Here is a 23,017-nt window from a genome sequence, read left to right on the forward strand (position 1 = left end):
CTTTTCAGCACAGCAAAAAATGCGTAAAATGCGCGCCCTTACTGGCATAGTCAGGAACAGACATTGAAGATCGGTCCATATCAATTAGACAACCCGTTAATTGTCGCGCCTATGGCAGGTGTGACCGATCGTCCGTTTCGCGAGTTATGCCTGCGCCACGGCGCAGGGATGGCGGTCAGCGAAATGATGTCTGCCAACCCAGACGTTTGGAAAACAGCCAAGTCGCTCAACCGCATGGTGCATGAAGGTGAGTCTGGACTTCGTTCGGTACAGATTGCCGGGGCAGATCCCCAGCAGATGGCCGACGCCGCCCGCTTCAGTGTGGCGCACGGTGCCCAGATCATTGATATCAACATGGGTTGCCCGGCCAAGAAAGTGAACAAGCGCCTGGCTGGCTCTGCCCTGCTGCAATACCCGGATCTTGTCGAGGATATCCTCAAGGCCGTGGTCAGTGCCGTGGACGTCCCTGTGACGCTGAAAACACGGACCGGCTGGGATACAGAGAACCGAAACTGTGTCGAGATCGCACAGCTCGCTGAACACTGTGGCATTCAGGCACTGGCCCTGCACGGCAGAACCAAGGCCTGTATGTACAAAGGGGAAGCGGAATATGATTACATCAAGGCAGTGAAACAGGCGGTGTCGATTCCTGTGATTGCGAACGGTGATATCGACTCACCGGAAAAAGCACGCTTCGTCCTGGATTATACCGGGGCCGATGCCTTGATGATTGGCCGCCCAGCGCAGGGACGGCCGTGGATTTTTCGGGAAATCCAGCATTATTTAACAACCGGTGAACACCTGCCAGCGCCTTCTTTTGAAGAAGTCAGCAGCATCTTGCTGGAGCATGTACAGGCACTCCACGCTTTCTATGGGGAGTACCAGGGGTTACGCATCGCACGTAAACACGTGTCGTGGTACCTCAAAGAACAGGCTTCTGCGGGTGACTTCCGCCGGTCCTTCAACGCACTCGAAGATGCTCAAGAGCAAATCGATGCGCTGCAAGGCTACTTCGACAACGTTGCATAAATACCAGAAGAGCTTACAGAATATGTTCGAACAAAATCTGACTTCCGAAGCACTTACAGTGACTACTGTCACTTCTCAAGACCAAATCACTCAGAAGCCTCTGCGTGACTCCGTCAAAGCCTCGCTTAAGAACTATCTCGCCCAGCTGAACGGTCAGGACGTCGATGATCTGTACGAGCTTGTCCTGGCTGAAGTCGAGCAACCCCTGCTGGACACCATCATGCAGTACACCCGCGGCAACCAGACCCGCGCAGCAACCATGATGGGCATCAACCGCGGCACCCTGCGTAAGAAACTGAAAAAATACGGCATGAACTGATCGAAAGTTGCCAAGGTACTGATTTAAAAACCGAATCCTGATGTAGGGGTTCGGTTTTTTTTCGTATATGTACACCGATATGTACGCATAGGCAATTACTAGCCACAAAAAGAGACATTAAACATGACAAGGGAAAAAACGAGTCAGGCTAAATTTCAGGAGCTACTCCAGTCAGAATCAACGCTATCCAGATACATTTGTCCAGAGGTGACGGACGCTTTGTCGTCACCATCAGCTGATATCTTTTGGGCAAAAGTTGATTTGTTTCTAGCAAAAAATCCAGCTACAACATGGTCCTTTTTCGTTACTGTGTTAATCCATTCAATAAACAATGCGCTAGCGACAACGAAAAGCGGTGATGTTTCAACTTGGTATGAAAGTAACCGCCTTGAGAAACAAGCGATGATTCAAGCCGCCTTGAACGCAGGTAGTGCCTATGAATCGTTACTGAGAGAGATACCTGAACCAAACAGTAGTGAAAAGGCTCTTTATACCAACCAGTTCGGGATCATATCTCCTGATGCACTGATCGAACTTTAAGCAGCAAAACAAGTTGCTTACCAGACCCGAGGTTCAATTAAAGAAGCCCGATCAGTCTTCGACGCAAGTAAAGAGCATCTCCTAGATATTAGAAAAAGACTTACCATGAGACAGCTCGCACTTAACGAAGATAATGAAAATTATTTCTCAAACCACCGCCCTACACGCAATGCAGCTCATAAGACCCGAGCAAAGCTGGTTTACTCCATGTTGGAAATGTTTTTTCTGCTAAAGAGCCCTATTTCAGCTCAAATAATAATTGAGCTGTGTCACGCTTTGGATTATCCCGATACAGATGAAAACTATATTAAGAAAATGAAAACAAAGTTCAATAACAATAAAAAACAATCCCTTATCAGCCAGCTATCATATTTCCAGGATTAGCAAGGGGTACTATCTACCTCAAATTTTCCTCCAGATGGTACCCCCGACCAATACCCAGTCCAGTATCTAATGGCCTCAGTTGTTAACCAATGGAGGTCATTATGACTCAATTAGATACAAACCAGCCCAACCTATCCAGCAAAGAAATTTTGCTTCACTACGGCGAAACCGAACGCCTGTGCCGTGAAAAAGAGCGCCGCCGTATTACGAGCCTGTCACGCTCTCAAGCCTGGGTGCTGGAGCAGGAAGGCAAATTTCCGACTCGTAAGAAAATCGGCCGGACAAATGTTTGGCTGCTCTCTGAGCTGCTGCTTTGGACTCATCAGCTGCGCGAGAGCAACAGCGATGCTTAAGGCTGTGGGCACAAATCACATCCTGCGTGGCATTCAGGTAGCTGACTATCTTGGCTACTCCCTGTCTACCGTGTACCGCCGGATCAACGACGGATTGCTTCCAACACCAATCCGATATGGCCGTAAATCTGTGGCTTGGCACATGCAAGAGCTTGGTGCTGTCGTCACTGCGCAAGACTGCGGCTATACCGACCCCGAACTAAAGGATTTAGTTCGAGAAATCATTGAAAAACGTAATTACTTCAAGGAAGAAGAAAAATGAAGAACTGGAATGATAAATACATCACAATGTATTGCATATGCTGTGCTTGAACGGTTCCTGCTTGGTGAGCGGTTAACCAAAGCCGATGTGAATTTGCTGATCGACAAAGGGGTCTCTCTATCTCCTGAAGACATTTTTCGCTGCCTTCGCGATCAGGGGGTTTTGTTCACTTACAAGCGGTTCAGCTCTGAGAAAGGCGAGACTGAATGGTTCATGACAGAGGAGGCTCGTACGAGTTTCCTGAAATCGCCTGCAAAACATAAGAACATCAAGTTCGCGCTGGATAAGCAAAAGTCCAAACGTGCCGCAGCAAAGAAAGTTCGTACCATCTCGGAGCGTTACGGTATTAGCTTCTGTTTTTCCGCATTGCTTGAGCAAAACGACTAATCTATATTCCCCTCCCTCTCATGGACGAGAGGGAGGCACCTACAAGGATAAAACATGCATTTAGCTGATTTCTTCTCAGCCTTCATCATGGCGATGGTCGAGCTAGGCATTACACCGCCGACCCAGATCATCAACGATGGTCAAATCCACCGTTTCAGTAGCAACGGTAAGTCCAGTGATAGTTCGGGCTACTACGCTTTCTTTTCCCACCCGAATGGTTTCAATGCTGGCTTTTTCGGCTGCTGGCGCACAGGGCTATATAGCACTTGGTCATCAAAAGAAGAGTTTCGGCTTCAGCCGCACGAGGCAGAGTTCTTGCGCCAATGTAAAGCCGAGGCACAGAAGGCTCGGGAGAGCGTCTACAAAGACCGTTCTGAATACGCCCAAAGCCTTTGGGATAAAGCTGAACCAGCACCAGTTTCGCACCCTTACCTCCAGCGCAAACAGCTTTCTACAGTCGGGGGCGATTGCTTTTCTGACAGCCTTGCCGTGTCGTGACTTCTTCATGGACGAGTCACGCACAACGTCTTTGAAAAGCGTACTCTTAATCCCGATTTACAGCGAGAATAACAGCCTTCAATCATTGCAGGCAATCAATGCTGAAGGGAAAAAGTTCTTCATGAAAGGCGGAAAAATGACAGGTGGCCGCTTCACCTTTCCGGGGGACGACAGCGAGGTGTATGTCTGCGAAGGCTATGCGACAGGGGCAACGGTCCATGAAGCGACAGGGGCGACGGTTGTGGTTGCCTTTAATGCTGGCGGTCTTGAGAAGATCGTTCCCAACGTCGTAAATCACTACCCGGACAGTAAAGTTATCATCGCAGCAGACAACGACCACCGCAAAGCCGGAGAAGGGAAAGGCAACAAAGGGCTGGAAGTTGCCAAATCAACAGCCGAAAAGCTCAAGGTTGCTTATACGCTCCCGACGTTCGAAGAAGCGGATACAGGTACGGACTGGAACGACTACGCGATCCAGCATGGCATTGATGCCACCACGAAGGCACTGGTTGAGAACGAAAAGGTCTTGCGGACCTTTGCCAATTTCGATGAGACCATCAAAGCGCTACTTGCGGATACTAATGACGAGGAAGCATTCGATGCCGCAATTTGCTTCGTCAAAGATGCAACATCACTTCAAGTGGGGCGCTTGCGCGCCCGCCTGAAAGATGTGACAGGCGTTAATGTTGGTGACATTAATAAAGCTGTTGCTAAAAAAAGGCAGGAGGAGGAAGTACCATCGTTGACCCATGGTGAAATCGCCAATGAATACATTGCCCAATATAATAGGCCTCATCCAGTCTGCGAACATGGTTACCTCTGGGCATACTGTAAAGCCAAAGGCATCTGGCTGAAATCACCACTGCCGAAGATTGGGGTAAGGATTGCCGAACAGTTTAAACATGAGAAGCTGTGTCAGAGAGAAGGGGACTACAAAGCCATTGCCTCTCACACGTACAATACCCTAGAGCAAAAAGGCTTCTTCGACAAGGCACCGAAGGGCATTCATATCCCGTCGGGATTTATGTTCATTGAAGATAATCAGCTTAAAAATGAGCCACCAACCCCTCAACACCGAGCTCGCTTTCGCCTGAGTATTGAACCAGACCTGACCCGCCAGCCGGAAATGCTGCTACAGGTGCTCCGGGAGGCTTTCGAGGGATGTCATGCTGAAGAGCAAATCCGCCAGTTGCGCATGATGATAGGGCTGGCATTGTTCGGGCTGCAAGCCAAAGAGCAGCGTGCCGTTTTGTTGTACGGGGCAGCGGGCTCAGGCAAGTCGCTTTTCCTCAAGTTGATTGAAGCATTAGTTCCAAAAGAGTACCGGACCAGCGTGAGTCCGCTACACATGGACAACGACTACAAGGTTGCTGCGCTGGCTGGAAAGCTGATGAACTTGGTTCCCGAGATTGATAAGGACAAGCCCGTGCCAAGCGCAGAGTTCAAGGCAATCACTGGCGGGGATACCATGTCTGCCCGCGAGCCATACGGCAAGGTGTTTACCTTCACCCCGGAAGCAGCATGTTGGTTCAATGGTAACTACTACCTGACAACCAAAGATAACAGTGAGGAATTCTGGCGGCGCTGGACAATTTTCCACTTTGCCAACAGTAAGCCAGAGCAAAACCGAGACCCGAAACTGCTGGCTAAGATAGTCGAGCAGGAGCTGCCCACCTTTCTCGCTTGGGCGATTAATGGCGTTCAGGACTATCTTGAGAACGGGCTTTACCTGTCCCCTGCTCACCACGCCTGTATCCAAGAGTGGAAGCGGGACGGCAACAGTGTTTCAAGCTGGCTGAGTGACATGGAAGACAATGGCGTCGGCGCTCGCAAGCAAGGCTTGCTGGTTCAGCCGCTAAGGATTTCCCATGCTTACACCATCTATAAGGATTGGTGTCGTCATAACAACCGCAAGCCGTATAACAAGACGGCGTTCAAGGGGCACATGGAAAGCTGCGGGCATCCGGGCAGCATGTACAACGGCTACTCCAGCTACATAGGACTTTACGACGCTCGTCCGGGGTCTGGAGCCATGGCGAAAGTCAGCTAGCCCGCCGGTTTAGTGGAAATAGTGGCTTTTTCAGCAGCACTCTTCTCCTTATGGAGAAAGAAGCATAGTGACTGATAAACGATATCTGTTTTTTACCTGAAAAGTTATTAATAGGAGAAAAACACACTATTTCCACTACGGCTACTTCCAACCACCTGGGGTGGGGGCGGACCAAGCGCTCGAAACCCTCCCCCCATCAAAAATGTTTTCATTGAATCGTATCTGATTTTCTGAATCAGCTATAATTAGGTAATTACAAAAGATTAGAGCTCAAAAATGAAAAAATTCAATCTTGATCGCTGGATATGTGAGAACACGGCTCTCACACTAATAATTTGCATATTTTTTGCATTTTCGATGGGTTACATAATTTTTTAGCCGTGTGGCATTGGGTGCATCATGAGATAAGGAATCAGCATGGAGAGAAAAATTCGAGATACGCACAAAATGGTTAAGACGTTTACAGAGAGTGGAATGTCAGAGAAACAGGCAAAAACCATTGTTTACTTTATCTGCGAGATAGCCGATGAGATTAACAGAGAAATAATCAGAGAAAAGTTTACTGTAGAGAATAAGTTGGATTTAAAAAGAACTAATGAAGATTTAAAGAGAACTAATGAAGATAAATTTTATAAGTTATTTTTTATCGTGGCCGCAACCATAATAAATATCGCTGCGCTAAAGTACCTTGTGGTAGGATAATTTAAATAATAAACTTCATGCCTGTAATATTTTACTCTCGGGGGAAATATCATGATGAGAGTAAAAACGAAAAATTCAATATTGAGGATGTTTATCCGAACACCGCTACCTTAACAAACAAGGCCCAAACAATCCCTAACATCTATTTCAGCTAGACAATCTCAGTGTGCTATCTCACTCCGCATCTGTTCTAATGAGACTGAATACTTGCTTTCGAGTTTGTTGATATCGGCTGTGCTTGCCACCTCAGCTTGCAGCAGCACACGACATGCATAAACTATGCTGTCAGCTTGGTTCTTTTCAAAGCCATTTTTCATTAGGTGCTCTATGGCGCGATGGCGCGATGGGTGTTGTATGTCATAAACGTTCAGCTTTTGTTCTTCAGAAAATTAGGCCATTGAATATTCATCATTATCCGTGAAATAGTTTAATCGTTTAGATTAATAATAGCTTCAATTTTTAATATGACTACCAAACACGAAAGCATATTTCTCTGGTACATAATTTTAGCACCAAAGAGAAAAACTAAGACTTTGCCACGTAATAGGTTATACTCATTAAACCACCTGTATCAATGGGCAAAAACTATTATGGATGAGAGTGAGATTTATGCCTGCGCCCAAAAAGAATAAATACAACAATAAGTACCAATCTGAATTCGCACCGCAGTGCCGCAAGCTTTGTATGCTTGGAGCGACAGATATGGAGCTGGCACGCTTTTTTAACGTGAGTCGAGAGACAATCAAGAACTGGGTTAAAATGCAGCCAGAGTTTGCTGAAGGTCGTAAATCAGGCAAGATGATTGCAGATGCCAAGGTCGCCAGTAAGCTCTTTCACCGTGCGACCGGATGTACCATCAAGAAGCAGAAGGTACTGAACAACGGAGACATCATTGAGTACATGGAAGAGCTGCCGCCTGATGTCCGTGCTATAAAACACTGGCTTCAATTTCGTCAGCGCAACAACTGGTCACCAGATCAGAAGGTAAAGCTGTTCAATGATGCTAAGAATCCCTTGGCTTTTGCTTTGGATAATGTCGAACATGAAGCTGAGACAAGGAGTTGTTTGCCATCTGGATGCGAATGATGAACGATATGATCACAGTATTTTGCTTATGTGTAGTAACTCATACTCGATCTTACACACCCGCTGGTTAGTCACTACTAGGTCGTACAGGAAACCTGTTGGTATCATAACTCACAATTGGACATTTCCAATTCAGCAGCAATCACCTACTCTACCTCTCGGATAACTATTAGTATGAAAAACACCTCAGCTACCGAATGGTCAGCATTGGTTGAGGTGCGGGAAAATAGACAAAGTCTGTCCCCACATTCGGCATATCCAGATGAACTTATACGGGATTGGCTAGAAAGCACCTCGTTTACTTCTGAAGTTCTTTGACTGTTTTCTATACTTACTTACTTACAAACAAACTATCTCGGCTCGCATTTGCCAACTGTAACTGAACTGATTAAACCTGAAAAAGTTGAAGCGGCATTTCAGTGGCTGAAACAACAGCGCAAGCACTTTCCGCCTAATAGCGATATTTGGACTTTGCTCTTTCACTGGGAAACTGAGAAACATCGCCTCATACAGGAAGTACTGGGTGATACGTTCTATTTTCAACCGCTCCAAGCGGTAACGAAAGCCAATGGTGAAAGGCTGCACCTCTGGTCATCGCGTGATAGTTTGGTCTTAAAACTCTTGGCTTATTATCTTGAGGAGGTTTTACCAAAGGCGAAGTGCTGCACTCACCTGAAAAGTCACGGTGGAGCAAAAGCGACGGTGAATCAGGTATTTCATGCGGCAAGACACAGTCGGTTTGTATACCGGACAGACGTAAAGTCTTTCTATGACAGCATTGACCATGAAACGTTACTTATGATGCTTGAGCGCTATGTCCAGAATAAAACCGTCTTAAATTTATTAACTCAATATCTCAAGCGAACAGTAGAGAGTGGGGGGAACTTTAAGTCTTACCACAAGGGAATTTCTTCAGGCTGTCCACTTAGCCCGCTAATGGGTGGTTTGTATTTGTATGAGTTGGACAGAGCAATGAGTACCAAGGCGGTGTTTTACCGTCGCTATATGGACGACATTATCATTCTGGTACAAAGTCGTTGGCAGTTAAGACGGGCAGTGAGGTGCGTGAATACGTTTTTTGAACGGTTAAAGCTTAAGGCACACCCTGATCAAACCTGCATTGGGCGAATTGATAAAGGGTTTGACTTTCTAGGCTACCAATACATCGATGGCAAAGTCACTGTTTCTGAGCGGGCGCTTTCTCATCATCTCTGTCGATATGCACGGCTTTTTGAGCAGAAGCATAACCACCCGAATAGGGCGGCTCTGCTTGACGCGTATCGACAGCGTTGGCTGACATGGGTATGTGCAGGAATTGAACAAACGGTTGTCCTCATCGTCCCTCTTAACGGGAGAGGCGTTGACGAAAACGCCCCGATAACATCCCCATTAATGCCAGCGTAAACAACGCGAATGTACCGGGTTCCGGGACTTCGGTTATGGTTATGTTCCTTGTTAGATAAGTCCCTATATGGTCATAGTAAAAGTGGATTGATACGAATGAGTTGTTCAGGATTTGATCGTTCGTAATATCATTTATGTCGTCATAATACTGGCCGTCGATTACCCTGCTTAATTCTACTTCTGTTGAACTTATGGGGGTATTTGTATTTCCATATGCGTAGCCGATATTGGGTAATGCTGGGTTGGCATCGGGGGTATTAGTTAAGTTGCTGTCTTCTCGGCCTTCGTGATACGTGTCGCCAAATAACTGTATGAATTGTTCCACCTCTGTGGTATTCGTGCCGAAGAAGTGGTTTTGGTCGTCGATTAACATCAGTCCAAAAAAACTATTAAACAGATCAACGACGCCTTGGTCACTCACGGTATTCCATCCGCCCGTTTGGGTTGGACTCAATCCGGTCACATCCGCAATGCTGTTCGCGATGCCAACCAAACCCGCACTGTTATCTAAAGCACCATTATCCGCTAAGTCGGCTGCAATGCTGTTGTAAGTGATACCATTGGTAATGGTCAAATCGAGCCATTCCCATGTTTCTGTATAGCTACCGTAATCACGGACTTCTGTCACCATATCGCCGTTGTCAACAAAGGTACTGGTGTATAGTAGGGATGCGTTGGATATAACAGGTGTTAACACCAACACGAGCGGCAGGAACCGAGTAATATTGATCATTGTATATTCCTCTAAGTGCGTTTCACATAACCATGGGTACTGAATGGATACACAATAGCTAGGCAATATTTATGCCGCTGCATATAATCAACGAGTTACCAATATTTTGGGTTGCATACTGTAAAATATTTCGACAGTTAAGGGGTGACTTGAGAGGTGTGGATACTATTTTTGCTGTTGGGTGAATCTTATGACAGCCCCATTTTATAATGGGAAACGGAGTAGAAAATTAATGCAAATCAACGAGTACAACCTGATACTGAGTAATTACGTTGTCTGAAAAAGGGGCAGAACCGATTTAGGGCACCTGTCAGTTCTAGTCACATCGAGCAAACGAAATCGACAGATTGCATTCAGACTAATTCAGCCTACGCGTCTCCGTGCTTCTAGCCATGTCCTTCGTGCTAGAGCATCTTTGGATTATCTTTCTAGGGATGTATATGGGGGTTCTCTGGGGCCGCATTTATCCGTCATCCGGTCCTGATAATGAGAAGTCCCGCACATCAGTGATGAATGTGACTCATACACGATCTGACGGTTTTGGTGGTGTAGCTTGACCAAATCGTAAGGCAGAATCGCTTGGTGATCACACCAGCACCATATCACCCCAAAATCGTTTCTGGACAACTGCGAGTCATTGAAATTTCTAAATTAGTATCTTACGAATTATCTAGGGTAACGCCAAGTCTCTAACCTATTGGTCAAGCTCACTCACCCACACAGTCAGTACGCTGTGCTGAATTTATCTCAGTGACTGAAAGCTAGACCTTTTTGAGGTCACCCATTCCTCCGAGGAAGGTTTTTATTGCTTCTTCAACCGTCATTCCGCTACGCACCCAAGCGTTCAGTGTATGATGTTTGTTCCGAGGTAAGTGGTAAGCATCATAATGTAGTGGTCAACTAATTCCGGACAGTAAATTAGGTTGGTATTCTGCCTTTGCAGGCGGAATACCATCATTGTAGCTGTGTGGCCTTTCCCAGTTGTAGTAGTCCATCAGATAACGACTGATATCTTTGGTTGAGTCTGTCAACGATGTATAGCCTGTTGCTGGTATCCACTCCGATTTCAGACTTCTAAACAACCGCTCCATGGGTGCGTTGTCCCAACAATTACCACGACGACTCATACTTTGAGTCATGCGATAACGCCATAGATGTTGGCGAAACAGACGACTGGTGTACTGACAGCCTTGATCTGAATGAAACAGTACATCTTGTGGCCGGCCTCTTTGCTCATAGGCCATGGTCAGAGCCTTTGCGGCTAATGAAGCATCTGGTTTATCTGACATCGCCCAACCGACAACACGACGACGGAACAGGTCAATCACAGCAGCCAGATAGCACCACCGATTACCAGCCCAGATGTAAGTGATATCACCACACCAAGCCTGATTAGGTCCACACGCATGAAATTCTCGGTTGAGACGGTTCGGAACATCAAGCCGCTCAACGGTCGCATTCCTGTAAACATGTGGACCTGGCTGCTTACTGATAAGTTGCGCTTCTTTCATCAGCGCTCTGACTTTGAAACGACCGATGGAATAACGGCGTTCACGCATCATCCAGGTGATCGTACGACTACCGGCAGCACCTCGGCTGAGTGTAAAGAGTCGATTGACTTCGCTACGAAGTTCCATGCGTTCAACATCAACGCGTTGTTGTCGTTGCTTGTAGTCGTAATAACTGGATGAAGAAATATCGAATACTGAACAGACCAAGTGAACCGATTCATGCTCCCTCAACTGGTCTATCAGCGTGTACGTTCGAGTTCGTCCGACATTAAGAGAGCTGTGGCCTTTTTTAGAATCGCTTTTTCCCGCTCTAAGCGATTAATTCGTGCTTCAAGCTCCTGAATTTTTTGCTGTTCTGACGTGAGTGCTTTCGATGTTGGTGTTTGGCCACCGCGCTCAGCTCTGAGCTGATCAACCCAACGTCTAAGTGCCGTCTCTCCGACGTCAACGGAGCGGCATGCCTCAGGAATTGAATAATTCTGGTCGAGTACCAAACTTGCAGTATCACGTTTGAACTCAGGACTAAATGAGCGTCGTTTTTTGGTCATTGAACACCTCTTTCTTTGGTGGCTACTTTACCACCTTAAATGGTGTCCGGGTTCATTAAACCACTACATAAGCAGTGGATTTGTTCGGATAGATATGCCCCTCTACCTTTACAGCAGCAACTCTGCGCTTCCGCAGTAGTGCATCTTCCAGTGACATACCTTTCGATAAAGCGGCGTTAAGACTGCGCAGGCTCATATCATACGCCTCAGCCAAAGCTGTCTTTGTTGGGTATGTGGCATCACGGAACTCAATTTCATTGGAAGCCCGAACAATGACAGAACGTACTGCTTCAATCGCATCCTGCGAGGACAGTCCATGCAGATGCTTTTGTCTGTAAACCTCCCTTTCATCAATATTAAGTATTCGACAAGCGTTTGCTATTGATGGGTATGTTATACCATCGATCATTACGGATTCAATGCGGTTAGGAGCTGAAACTGCCTCTTCTATGCTCATGCCTTCTTTGAGTCTTTTGAAGTATGTATTGGCACTTAAGCCGTAAGTGGTATAAATCTCCTTTTGAGTTTCGTAGTGAGTACCGAACACCAAATATCCAGTTGGTTTGCTGATTTTTTCAATAAAATATTTTATGGCTTCTTCGGGTGTGCCGCCTTTATCCCTTATTCTACCGCGAACGTTAGATTCATTCACACCAGCGGCCTTGCATGCCGCCGCGATGGAGCGATGTAGGGTGCCATTCAAATTAACCTGTCTAGGTCTGCCAGACTGATTGATGATTTCTTCATAGGTCTTGCCTTGTTTTAAGCCCTTATGAATCGTTTCCTTGGCTATGTTGAATTCCTTGCAAACAGCGTGTTCGCTTCGAAAATGAACTCCATTAATCAATATACGACTGTCTAGCTTAGACTCTATCGCCTCCTTCCAGGTTAGTTTTTTATCACGCTTATGCATCTGTGTAGATTCATAGCTTTGGCTATGGTACCGGCAGGCGATACGGGCGCTTTGGAAATACTGACCGTGAATAGTAACCGCAGTTCGCATATTTCCAGACTCACCACCTTTAGTTAGGTTGTATCCGTTGGGGGTCTTGCAATTGAGCTTTTCAATCCACTCAACCTCACCATCAAGCATTGCTTTGCGGCTGTTGTAACTTTCAACAACTTCCATGATGAAGGCGTTCAAACCGTATTTTCGGATGTCTGTATACAGAGGACGTTCCGTTGTCTTTAACTGATCTTCAAAGTGGGCCTTGCGCCGCTTCTCTAGGTCATCAGTGCAGCCGATATACACCTTGCCGTTAACCTGATTAACGATCTTGTAGACGACCCCATAAACGCCTTGGATGGTGATATGGTGATACTTTTCATTATTGATTGGAGCTTTAAGAGCCGACTCAAGATCCATACCTCTTCTGAGGCGGGAGTAAACGGTGCCTATACAGATACCATAAGCTCTCGCTGCCGCAGACTTGCTGGTGTACTTAACACCAAAGACCGTAACAACGGTCTTTGTTATATTGGCTTTTATCTCGCTTATGGCCGCCTCGGGATCCAGCCCACACTTGTTTATGAGTTTACTCAATGACACGGGTGATACACTATGCTCCATAGCGAGTGCCGCAACTGATGGGTATGATTTACCATCTGCTTCGTAACTAGACGGAGCGGTGGCTCTTATCGCGTGTATGGCCTGCTCGGCAGTGAGATTGTCGCGCTTCATTCGCCCCTTGATAGTTGAACCTGGAATGCCAACATGTTTGCTTAGCGCTCGCATACTACGAAAGGGGGCTCCTTCGAACATCATCGTCGACGATGCCTTTCTTTCTAAATATTTATTGATCGCTTCCTCAGCTGACAATCCCTTTTTGGATACAGCTTCGGTGATAATATTCTGGGGGATGTGGTAGCGCCGAGCAGCCGCTGATGTGCTTGGAAACTTAACGTCATTAACTCTAACAGACTGTATCGCCATAATTACTTACTTAGCAGTGAAATATATCGTTTCATCGAATTACATAATGTTAGTCTATGGTATCCAGTAACGAAAATACGATATAGATAGTTTCCACTTTCATAGATTCACTACAAGAATGGATAAATCTCAGTCAAACCTTGTTCTGATCACAGAATCGTCAAACCGTTCAAAGTCATTGAGGGGCAGAATCGACTTAGGGCAATCTGTCAAACCGAGTTGCATCGTTGCGAGTGCGGCAAAGTCCCTCGCTAATTAGTTCGTTTGTATCCCTGGTAATCACACTAATCCAAGTGATGTCTTCAGACTAAAGCAACTTTAGGTTTTCTGGCTATTGGTTCGTTCTTAGGTGCGTCACTGCATTGTGGGCACCTAAACAACTCGATTAATTAGCGTTCAAACTGGCATGATACCTGTCGCGCTTTATCCCGCTGGTTTATACAGGACGACGTTTTCGCTTGGATAAGCCATTAACTCTAGCTGCTCTAGCCAAATATCTAACGCCTTCAACTTCTCAGCCATATACTGACTGTGGTTGTAAACAGCCATCACACCACCGAGAGAATGCCCCAACAAATGCTCCACCACATGAGGCATCACACCCAAATCGTTAAGTTTCGTTGCCAAGCTGCGTCGTAAATCATGCAGTGTCCATGCTTCACTGTGCCTAAGTTTATTCCACAACAACCGTCCAGCTTGGCTTACTGCTTCCGGTTTCTTTAGTTCCCCGAGAACATAACCACTACTTTCCGTTTGCTCCTTCAGCGCCATCAGCCAAGGTAACAATGCTTCCGGTATAGGCCGGAGAATCTTCTCTGAGGTTTTGCTGTTCGCTTTAGGTACAGTCCAAGTCATCGCTTGAAAATCCCATTCAGCCCATTGGGAAAGTCTGACCTCCCGAGTTCTAGCTCCGAACGCCAGCAGCAACTTCAGTAGATTACGATAGTAAGGCAAGGCATTACTAGAGCCAGCGAAGCGCCATACATCCGCCAGTTCTTGATCGGACAGAACTCTGTCCTTTTTACGTTGCCGCTGCCCAACATCACTGACCGTCAAATCATCCAGTACACGACTGATGGCATACTTACGTACCCTGCAAAATCGCAGTGCCTGTTTTGCATTTTGCATGACGTAACCAGCAGCAACAGGCGCTGGACGCCGTTTACCCGGAATCCCTTTTCGAGCCCGATCAAAGCATTCAAGCCAATGATGTGTTTCCGTTTGGCTCAATGGATAGTCACCAATAAAGGGATAGATATGTCGCAAAAACTGAGCGCGGTGTTTATAGGCATTAGCCCGTTTTTCTTCTGCATACTCTGTCAGCCAATACTCTAAGGCATCTTTGACAGTAACAGGTTTGAGGGTTTGATTTCGCTGCATAGCCCGCTGAAGTTTAGGGTCATATCCTTCAGCCAACCATTCCCGGCACTGCCTTGCCATTTCTCTTGCTTTGACCAAAGAGACTTCCGGGTAATCCCCAAGATCGAGGCGCTTCCCATATCCGTCAATCTTGTATCTGTATTGCCAGCGAACCTTGCCTAAAGGGGACACTCGCGCGCCGAGCCCACCGCCATCGTTCAGCACTACTGTTTTTTCACGCAGCTTGTTTTGCACTGCCTTCAGGTTTTTATCAAAAAGTTTGTTCATCGACCAACGTCCTTTTTCCGGCAGGTACATATCACGATATGTACCCCCATATGTACACCAGACCTACTGAAAAAGCCCGAACCCTGTGAAACAAACCAGGACAGATAAAATTATATCTAAATGATTTTAAACCATAAATCAAGTTAATCAAAAACAATCAGAATCAAACTAAGACGAGTAAATTGATAATACGGCATGAACTGATCATCCGTTCAGATGACGCTGATTTGACAGGGTTATGCGCACGCATAACCCTTTTTTGATGACGATTCCTCGATCCCCCCTCACGCTCAATCCCGCTTCAATCGCTTCCCGCGACACACCCCGTAAGCCCGCAGATGCATATCTCAAGCTGTAACTTAGTGACAAATTCATAGCACCTGAAAAATACGATTTTATTTCACAGCGCGAACAAAATTAGCGGAGTGATACAGATCACTTCCTTTTCCAGAGAGCGTTTGACCAAATGCATAATGCGTGATCAATATCACTATAAGATTAATAACCAATCAGCAAATAAATGTGACATCAAGCAGCTAAAATTAATTGACTATTAGAAAACATAGAGAATGTAATTTTATTACGCAGGGTAATTGTTAGTTGGATCACTGTATCTGGGTGGGGGAGCGCTAAAAAAGGAGACGGGGATCACGAGAACCCCGTTATCAGTTCCGTTTTCAGGATCTGTGGTAGATTGATTGGGTACGAAGCAATCGACGGTTTTGGCGAACCGTTATCGACACAACAGAACTTGAAGCTGAACATCAAACGGGGAAACGTTATGATATCACCAGACACTAAGGTCAAGATACAGAATTTTGGCCGCTTCCTCTCCAACATGGTGATGCCCAATATTGGCGCATTCATCGCTTGGGGGTTTATTACCGCGCTCTTCATTCCGACCGGCTGGCTGCCCAACGAGACGATAGCCAAGCTGGTGGGTCCAATGATTACTTACCTGCTGCCCCTGCTGATCGGTTATACCGGCGGTAAACTGGTGGGTGGCGATCGGGGTGCCGTGGTGGGCGCCGTGACCACCATGGGTGTGATTGTCGGGACAGACATTCCCATGTTCATGGGGGCCATGATTGTCGGCCCTATGGGCGGCTGGGCAATTAAACACTTTGATAAGGCCGTGGAAGGCAAAATCAAAAGCGGCTTCGAAATGCTGGTCAACAACTTTTCGGCCGGCATCATCGGGATGCTGTGTGCCATCGTTGCCTTTTTCCTGATCGGACCTTTCGTAAAAATTCTCTCTGGCGGTCTGGCTGCCGGGGTCAACTTCCTGGTTGATGCCGGTTTACTGCCGCTGACCTCAATCTTCGTTGAGCCAGCGAAAATTCTGTTCCTCAACAATGCCATCAACCACGGTATCTTCTCGCCGCTGGGCATTCAGCAGGCCAATGAAGTCGGTCAGTCTATTTTCTTCCTGATTGAAGCGAATCCGGGTCCAGGGCTGGGCATTTTACTGGCTTACATGGTCTTTGGCCGCGGGACAGCCAAACAGACCGCCGGGGGTGCTGCCATCATCCACTTCTTCGGGGGGATCCACGAGATTTATTTCCCCTATATTCTGATGAATCCGCGTCTGATCCTGGCCGCAATTGCCGGCGGTATGACAGGTGTCTTCACCCTGACCCTGTTCAATGCCGGTCTGGTCTCGCCTGCATCACCGGGCTCTATCTTTGCCGTGATGCTGATGGCGCCGAAAGCCTCGATCGTGGGCGTGCTGTGCTCTATCGTGGCAGCCGCGACTGTGTCTTTCCTGGTCGCTTCACTGCTGCTGAAAACCCAGAAAGTAACCGAAGACGATGACGGCAGCGCGCTCAAAGATGCCAGCGAGAAAATGAAAGCCATGAAATCGGGCAAAGCCACTGAAGGGACTGCTGCCACAGGCGCTGCGGCGACCACTGCCAGCACCCACCAGGTATCCAAGGCTCAGCTCAGTCAGGTTCGCCGCATCATCGTGGCTTGCGATGCCGGTATGGGTTCCAGCGCCATGGGGGCCGGTTTACTGCGCAAGAAAGTCAATGAGGCCAAATTGAATATTGATGTCACGAACAGTGCCATCAACAACCTGCCTGATAATGTCGATATTGTGATCACTCACAAAGACCTCACTGAGCGTGCCCGCAAGCATGCCCCGCAGGCGCAGCATATTTCACTGACCAACTTCCTTGACGGTCAGGTCTACAATGATTTGCTCACCCGTATCATGGCCGCGTCCAGCCCGGAAGCGGCAAATGATCCGACTCTGGTGAAACTGACGCCGGTAGCTGCCAATGACGACAGCCTGGCGCCTCAGCAACCCTCGGTTTTCCAGATCCAGGCAGCTAATATCCACCTCGGACTCCAGGCCAACAATAAGGACGAGGCCATCCGCTTCGCCGGTGAGCAGTTGGTCAAACTGGGCTATGCCGAACCTGAATACATTGATGCCATGTTTGCCCGCGAGGCACTGGTGCCGACTTATCTCGGGGAATCTATCGCCGTGCCGCACGGAACAGTGGAAGCCAAAGACAGGGTGATCAAGACAGGTATCGTCATTTGCCAGTACCCTGCCGGGGTGGCATTTACCGATGACGAAGACGACATCGCCCATCTGGTGATCGGCATTGCTGCCAAAAATGACGAACATATTCAGGTGATTACTACCATCACCAACGCACTGGATGACCACGAGGCCATTGAGCGCCTCAAGCGTACCCAGGATGTCCGGGAAGTGCTCAGCATCCTGGCCAGTGAAGAAGCGGCGTAACCGCCAGTGCAGATATCGGGACCGCCCAGCGCGGCCTCTCACAAACTTGAGGTAGTCATCATCATGAAAGCAGTTCATTTTGGCGCCGGCAATATCGGCCGGGGTTTTATTGGTAAAGTACTGGCAGATGCCGAGGTTAACGTCACTTTTGCCGACGTAAACGAGCCGTTGATCGATCAGCTCAGCCATGCGCAGTCTTACAAGGTCAAAGTGGTGGGGAACGACTGTCATCTGGATACCGTCAGCCATATCACAGCAGTGAACGCCGCCGGGCAAGACGTGATCAATCAGATAGTGCAGACCGATCTGATCACCACTGCCGTCGGCCCTGCGGTACTGGATAAAATTGCCAGCACCATCGCGAGCGGGCTGGCCAAACGGTTTGAAGCGGGTAACACCCAGCCGCTCAATATCATCGCCTGTGAAAACATGGTGCGGGGCACCACGCACCTGAAAGAAGAGGTCTATAAGCAGTTGACGCCTGCACACCGGCAGCTGGCGGATCAGCATGTCGGCTTTGTCGATTCGGCCGTCGACCGTATTGTGCCTCCTGCGGAAGCGGCCAACGATGATCCCCTGGAAGTCACCGTGGAAAGTTTCAGCGAGTGGATTGTCGATCAGCAACAGTTCAAAGGCGAGATCCCCCACATTGCCGGGATGGAAACCACAGATAACCTGATGGCATTTGTCGAGCGGAAGTTGTTTACCCTCAACACAGGCCATATCATGACCGCCTATCTGGGCGCGCTGAAAGGTTACCAGACGATCCGCGATGCGATCGAAGATGAAGAAATCTGCGGCCAGGTCAGAACCGCAATGCGGGAAAGCGGCGAAGTGCTGATTCGCCGGTATGGCTTTGATCGTGAGCAGCATTATGCTTACATCGAAAAAATCCTGACCCGCTTTGCCAATCCCTTCCTGCGCGATGAGATTGACAGGGTTGGCCGCCAGCCGCTGCGCAAGCTGGGCAGCAACGACAGATTGATTAAACCCCTGCTGGGCACGCTGGAGTACGGGACTGACAATCGTATGCTGATCAAAGGCATCGCTGCGGCTTTGAAGTATGTGAATGCGACCGATCCGCAGGCCGTGGAACTGCAGCAGACATTACATGAGAAAGGGGTCCGCCAGACGCTGGCACAATACACGGGTCTGGACACTGACAGCGAAGTGGTCCGTGACATTGAACACTGCTATCAGACGCTGACCTGATCACCTTGCGGGGAGTGCGCTCCCCGCTTTTGCAGCACAAAGAGAAGACACATTCATGGCACCCAGTGAACACGAAGCTGACATCATAGAACGCCTGAACGAGGCCATCACAGTACGCGGCTTTTTTATTACTTCGGTGGAGATCTTAGAAGAAGCCGTCGATGCGCTGATCCAGCGAATTTTCCGTAAGGACGACTTTGCGGTGAAATCCGTGGTGGAGCCGCTGCTGCACGACACAGGTCCGCTTGGGGAGCTCAGCGTACGCCTTAAGCTGCTGTACGGTTTGGGGGTGATTGCCCAGCCTGTCTATCAGGATATTGAGCGCTGCCTGCATATCAAAGACATGCTCAACCGGGATGTGACTGAATACCAGTTTACCGACCCTAAAATCATTCAAGAAATCAAGGCGCTTCATCAGGCCAATGTGATGGGCATTGCCCAGCTGGACATGGCCCCGATCACCGAAGACATCGATCTGGCTTTCTATCAGATGCAAACCGCCCGTCAGGAGCAGATCGTCAAATCCACCCTGGCACTGGCCATTTCCGGCATTGCCACTTCACTCAACAAAGACAGCCCGTTTTAGGCTGCCTCTGCACGCTTTCAGTGTGTTACAGCTTAAACTGGCCAACCGCCTGCTCTATTCTGCTCGACAGTATTTTCAGTTGTACTGACTGTTCAGTGGATTTCACCGATTCTTCTGCCAGAGATTCAGCCACAGCATTCACTGTCATCGCATTTTTACGGATATCATCCGTCACAGTCGACTGCTCTTCAGCGCCGGCAGCAATTTGGATTGCTTTGTGATTGATCTGTTCAACCGCGTCACTCATCGCCTCTAAGCGCTTGCTGACAATATCGGCCTCAGTGACACAAGCGCCAGCCCTTTCATGCGACGATGACATGGCAGTCACCGCTTGCTGGGTTACCTGCTGCAGCGTGTGGATCATCGTTTGAATCTCAGCCGTCGACGTATGTGTCCGCTGCGACAACACCCGGACTTCATCAGCCACCACAGCAAACCCGCGCCCTTGTTCGCCGGCACGGGCAGCTTCAATCGCCGCATTAAGCGCCAGCAGGTTGGTCTGCTCAGCAATATCACTGATTGTGGAAATAATACTGCCAATCCGCTGCCCCTGCAGTTCCAGCTCTCCGATCAAGGTCGCGGACTGCTGCATCTCTTGCGCTAAGCCGTGAATGGCCTTTTGGTTCTGCTGCATCTCTTTCTGGCTGGTCTGACTCAGCTCAACAAGCTGCTGTACCGTTTCAGCCGTTTGCTCAGCATTTGAGGCAATGTCCTGCGTGGCAATCGCCATCTGGCTCAGCGCCGTTGCCACCTGAGTAATATCCTGCTGCTGATTCTGAATCGACTGTGTCCGCACTTCTGATGCATCTGATACACGGGTTGACTGGCGATTCAGCTCATGCGTAATCTCACGTAAGCCCGTCACCATCTGGTGCAAACGACCGACAAATAAATTGAAATGCTGAGCAAGCTGTCCGATCTCATCCTGGCTGCGACTGTTCACTCGTACCGTCAAATCACCTTGTCCCTTCGCAATGTCCTCCAGCGCAGAAGAAACCTGCTTCAGTTCACGCAGCAACCAGGTCAGAAAGACACTGGCCACGACAGCCACCAGCACGAGAATCAACAGCCCAATCCCTATCCCTTCCATTAAAATACGCTTAATCGGGGCTGTCAGCGCGGCTTCATCCATCAGAAAGACTAAAGACCAGTTTGTATCCGGTACGGGGACTGCCATCAGGCGGCTTGGTTTGCCCGCCAGCATCAAGGCAACCAGCTCTTTACGCTGGGCCGCTTCGCGGATCCCCCCGGCAGAAAGCGCCTTGTCCAGTTCATGGACTTGCTTGAGATTCAGCTGAGTATTCTGATGCGCTAAGATCAGCCCCTCAGCTGTCACCAGCATCGCTTCACCGTTTCCCGGTACCGACATCGACTGAATATCATCAGACAGAGAGCCCAACGCGAGGTTTGCTCCCACGGCCCCCAGCCATTCACCATTTCGGATCACAGGCTCTGCAATGGCAACAACCAGTTTTTTAGCGGTCGAACTGACAAAAGGAGCCGTGGTAATTTGACGCTGATCTGCCTGAGCGGCCTGATACCAGCTCCGCTGACGCGGGTCAAACCCCGGCGGACTGACGAGGTTAGGATCATCACGGTACATATCGCCACTGCGAGTGCCATAATAGGTCAGCAGAAATCCAGCAGAGTGCTTCGCCTGCGCCAGTATAGCGTGGGGAGAGGACAGATTATCTGATGCAGCAATCGCTTCTGACAGCGCAGAGATACTCTGTTTCTTACTGCCAAACCACTTGCCGAAGCCATAAGCGTAGCCTTCAAGCGTCTGGCGGGTTTCTCTGCTCAAATCCTGCCAGGTTTGCGCCTGAAATGATTGATACCCAGCAATAATAAGAATACTGCCTGACAGAAAGATGGCCAGGATACAGGCCAATACGACTTTGTTCTTGATTGAATTCATAGACACCGCTCATGGAAAATTGTCATAGCAGTATCATGCATAGGACGCCATAAATTTCGACAAGAAGAACAAAGCGATACTTTGCAATGCGCTGAAGCTCGACACAGCGCAGTCATTATGGGTAGAAACCACCCCATAGAATGAGAGAAGGTTCAGAAGACAGCAGGTTTGGTTGGGCAGTCTGCAGGAAAATATTCAGCCAGGCCGGGCTGCAGAGCCCGACCTGGATTTACTTGAGCAATTACAGGTAATCACACAAATAAGCGGTGGTTTCTTCAATCTTGACATCAAAAGAAGCATCGCCAGGGACTTCAAAATTATCACCTGCGTTGTAGGTTTCCCAATCAACATGGCCCGGCAGCTTGACCGAAATCGCACCTTTGACCACTGTCATACGCTCTGGCGCAGCAGTCCCAAAAGTATAAGATCCCGGAAGCATCACACCGACACTGCTGCGCGCACCTTCGGCTTCAAAACCAATAGACTTTACATTTCCATCAAAATATTCGTTCGTATTCAGCATGATAATCCTTATCCTGTTCTTCTTTTCGGGCATTGGAAACCCATCACGCTATCACAGTTTTTTGCGGTCGCATACACCTTTATCAGCGCTTGCTGAGGCCTCAGTCATTACTACTCATCGGCCAGCGCTTCCAGGATTGAACAGTGGCTCGCATCGTCATCGGCCGCGCCGCAGCAGGCATCATTCAAGCGCTTCAATGCCCTGCGTATTCGCTGTAATTCCGCCAGTTTGCTGTCAATATCGTCTAACTTGGCCTGCGTAATCGCTTTGACTTCCGCGCAGCTGTGCTGATCGGCTTCGACCCGGATCGCCAGCAGCTCCCGGATTTCGTCCAGACTCAGGCCAATGGCTTTGGCCCGCAGAATAAACCGGATACGAGAAACATCCTCGTCGCTGTAGAGCCGGTAGCCGCTTTCGCTGCGCTCGCCGGGGATCAGCAGGCCATTCTTTTCGTAAAAGCGCAAAGTATCACTGCTGACTTCGCAGCGCTTTGCCAGTTGTCCGATCAAGTACCTAGCCATATTCACCTCATGATCCTTCTCATCTCTCCCTGCCCAGCGTTCGCGGCAGAGCACTTCTGACCCAAGGCAAACGTTTGCGCAACGCAGGGAATCATGTAAAATACGCGCCATTA

The 23,017-nt window shown here is 48.5% G+C and carries 22 protein-coding genes; 15 read left to right on the forward strand and 7 right to left on the reverse strand.

Going from position 1 to position 23,017, the window contains the following annotated elements:
* Positions 1-63: 63 nt before the first annotated feature.
* The 12 genes from dusB (at position 64) to LN341_RS14520 (ending at position 9,014) form a co-directional block, all read left to right on the forward strand.
* Positions 64-1,029 (forward strand): tRNA dihydrouridine synthase DusB, encoded by a 966-nt coding sequence (gene dusB / locus LN341_RS14465; protein WP_046222156.1) that lies wholly within the window; start codon positions 64-66, stop codon positions 1,027-1,029.
* A 22-nt stretch (positions 1,030-1,051) separates the two neighbouring features.
* On the forward strand, positions 1,052-1,348 hold the full coding sequence (gene fis, locus LN341_RS14470) for a DNA-binding transcriptional regulator Fis (RefSeq protein ID WP_027254108.1): 297 nt from the start codon (positions 1,052-1,054) through the stop codon (positions 1,346-1,348).
* A gap of 123 nt (positions 1,349-1,471) precedes the next feature.
* Positions 1,472-1,888, forward strand: a complete 417-nt coding sequence (locus tag LN341_RS14475; protein WP_234203668.1) for a hypothetical protein — start codon at positions 1,472-1,474, stop codon at positions 1,886-1,888.
* A gap of 105 nt (positions 1,889-1,993) precedes the next feature.
* Positions 1,994-2,272, forward strand: coding sequence for a hypothetical protein (locus LN341_RS14480; protein WP_234203669.1), 279 nt, complete (start codon positions 1,994-1,996; stop codon positions 2,270-2,272).
* A 101-nt stretch (positions 2,273-2,373) separates the two neighbouring features.
* Positions 2,374-2,625, forward strand: a complete 252-nt coding sequence (locus LN341_RS14485; protein ID WP_234203670.1) for an AlpA family transcriptional regulator — start codon at positions 2,374-2,376, stop codon at positions 2,623-2,625.
* A complete protein-coding gene (locus LN341_RS14490) occupies positions 2,618-2,887 on the forward strand; it encodes an AlpA family transcriptional regulator (protein WP_234203671.1) in 270 nt (89 codons plus the stop codon). Before LN341_RS14485 ends, LN341_RS14490 begins: the two co-directional genes overlap by 8 nt.
* A 9-nt stretch (positions 2,888-2,896) precedes the next feature.
* Entirely contained in the window at positions 2,897-3,274 is a 378-nt protein-coding gene (locus LN341_RS14495; protein ID WP_234203672.1) for a hypothetical protein, read from the forward strand.
* 54 nt (positions 3,275-3,328) lie between these two features.
* Complete coding sequence (locus tag LN341_RS14500) at positions 3,329-3,772, forward strand: hypothetical protein (RefSeq protein ID WP_234203673.1); 444 nt, start codon at positions 3,329-3,331, stop codon at positions 3,770-3,772.
* A gap of 7 nt (positions 3,773-3,779) precedes the next feature.
* On the forward strand, positions 3,780-5,822 hold the full coding sequence (locus LN341_RS14505; RefSeq protein WP_234203674.1) for a phage/plasmid primase, P4 family: 2,043 nt from the start codon (positions 3,780-3,782) through the stop codon (positions 5,820-5,822).
* A 417-nt stretch (positions 5,823-6,239) separates the two neighbouring features.
* Complete coding sequence (locus LN341_RS14510; RefSeq protein ID WP_234203675.1) at positions 6,240-6,524, forward strand: hypothetical protein; 285 nt, start codon at positions 6,240-6,242, stop codon at positions 6,522-6,524.
* A gap of 609 nt (positions 6,525-7,133) precedes the next feature.
* Positions 7,134-7,610: a DNA-packaging protein gene (locus tag LN341_RS14515; protein ID WP_234203676.1), complete on the forward strand. Its 477-nt coding sequence runs from the start codon at positions 7,134-7,136 to the stop codon at positions 7,608-7,610.
* A 366-nt stretch (positions 7,611-7,976) separates the two neighbouring features.
* Complete coding sequence (locus tag LN341_RS14520) at positions 7,977-9,014, forward strand: reverse transcriptase/maturase family protein (protein WP_234203677.1); 1,038 nt, start codon at positions 7,977-7,979, stop codon at positions 9,012-9,014.
* On the opposite strand, the gene LN341_RS14525 is transcribed toward LN341_RS14520, so the two are convergent.
* From LN341_RS14525 to LN341_RS14540, 4 genes are all read right to left on the reverse strand, one after another.
* Positions 8,956-9,747, reverse strand: coding sequence for a PEP-CTERM sorting domain-containing protein (locus tag LN341_RS14525; RefSeq protein ID WP_234203678.1), 792 nt, complete (start codon positions 9,745-9,747; stop codon positions 8,956-8,958). The genes LN341_RS14520 and LN341_RS14525 overlap by 59 nt on opposite strands.
* A gap of 896 nt (positions 9,748-10,643) precedes the next feature.
* A protein-coding gene (locus tag LN341_RS14530; protein WP_234203679.1) for an IS3 family transposase occupies positions 10,644-11,806 on the reverse strand; the annotation gives its coding sequence in 2 pieces (ribosomal slippage) (positions 10,644-11,551 and positions 11,551-11,806; 1,164 coding nt in all).
* Between the two features lie 55 nt (positions 11,807-11,861).
* Complete coding sequence (locus LN341_RS14535; RefSeq protein WP_234203680.1) at positions 11,862-13,739, reverse strand: GIY-YIG nuclease family protein; 1,878 nt, start codon at positions 13,737-13,739, stop codon at positions 11,862-11,864.
* 423 nt (positions 13,740-14,162) lie between these two features.
* Positions 14,163-15,386, reverse strand: coding sequence for a site-specific integrase (locus LN341_RS14540; RefSeq protein WP_234203681.1), 1,224 nt, complete (start codon positions 15,384-15,386; stop codon positions 14,163-14,165).
* 838 nt (positions 15,387-16,224) lie between these two features.
* Between LN341_RS14540 and LN341_RS14545 the strand changes: the two genes are divergently transcribed.
* The 3 genes from LN341_RS14545 to LN341_RS14555 all read left to right on the forward strand — a co-directional run bounded on the left by LN341_RS14545 (position 16,225) and on the right by LN341_RS14555 (position 19,942).
* Positions 16,225-18,144: a PTS mannitol transporter subunit IICBA gene (locus LN341_RS14545; protein ID WP_370643747.1), complete on the forward strand. Its 1,920-nt coding sequence runs from the start codon at positions 16,225-16,227 to the stop codon at positions 18,142-18,144.
* A 63-nt stretch (positions 18,145-18,207) separates the two neighbouring features.
* A complete protein-coding gene (locus tag LN341_RS14550) occupies positions 18,208-19,356 on the forward strand; it encodes a mannitol-1-phosphate 5-dehydrogenase (RefSeq protein ID WP_234203682.1) in 1,149 nt (382 codons plus the stop codon).
* A gap of 55 nt (positions 19,357-19,411) precedes the next feature.
* The gene (locus LN341_RS14555) at positions 19,412-19,942 is read left to right on the forward strand and encodes an MltR family transcriptional regulator (RefSeq protein WP_046222154.1); all 531 of its coding nucleotides are present in this window, start codon (positions 19,412-19,414) and stop codon (positions 19,940-19,942) included.
* A 25-nt stretch (positions 19,943-19,967) separates the two neighbouring features.
* Here the strand turns inward: LN341_RS14555 and LN341_RS14560 are convergent, their stop codons facing one another.
* From LN341_RS14560 to zntR, 3 genes are all read right to left on the reverse strand, one after another.
* Complete coding sequence (locus LN341_RS14560; protein ID WP_234203683.1) at positions 19,968-21,860, reverse strand: methyl-accepting chemotaxis protein; 1,893 nt, start codon at positions 21,858-21,860, stop codon at positions 19,968-19,970.
* Positions 21,861-22,101: 241 nt separating this feature from the next.
* On the reverse strand, positions 22,102-22,383 hold the full coding sequence (locus LN341_RS14565) for a pyrimidine/purine nucleoside phosphorylase (RefSeq protein WP_234203684.1): 282 nt from the start codon (positions 22,381-22,383) through the stop codon (positions 22,102-22,104).
* A gap of 110 nt (positions 22,384-22,493) precedes the next feature.
* Complete coding sequence (gene zntR / locus LN341_RS14570; protein ID WP_234203685.1) at positions 22,494-22,904, reverse strand: Zn(2+)-responsive transcriptional regulator; 411 nt, start codon at positions 22,902-22,904, stop codon at positions 22,494-22,496.
* Positions 22,905-23,017: the final 113 nt, after the last annotated feature.

The sequence above is a fragment of the Photobacterium sp. TLY01 genome (assembly GCF_021432065.1).
GTDB lineage: Bacteria > Pseudomonadota > Gammaproteobacteria > Enterobacterales > Vibrionaceae > Photobacterium > Photobacterium halotolerans_A.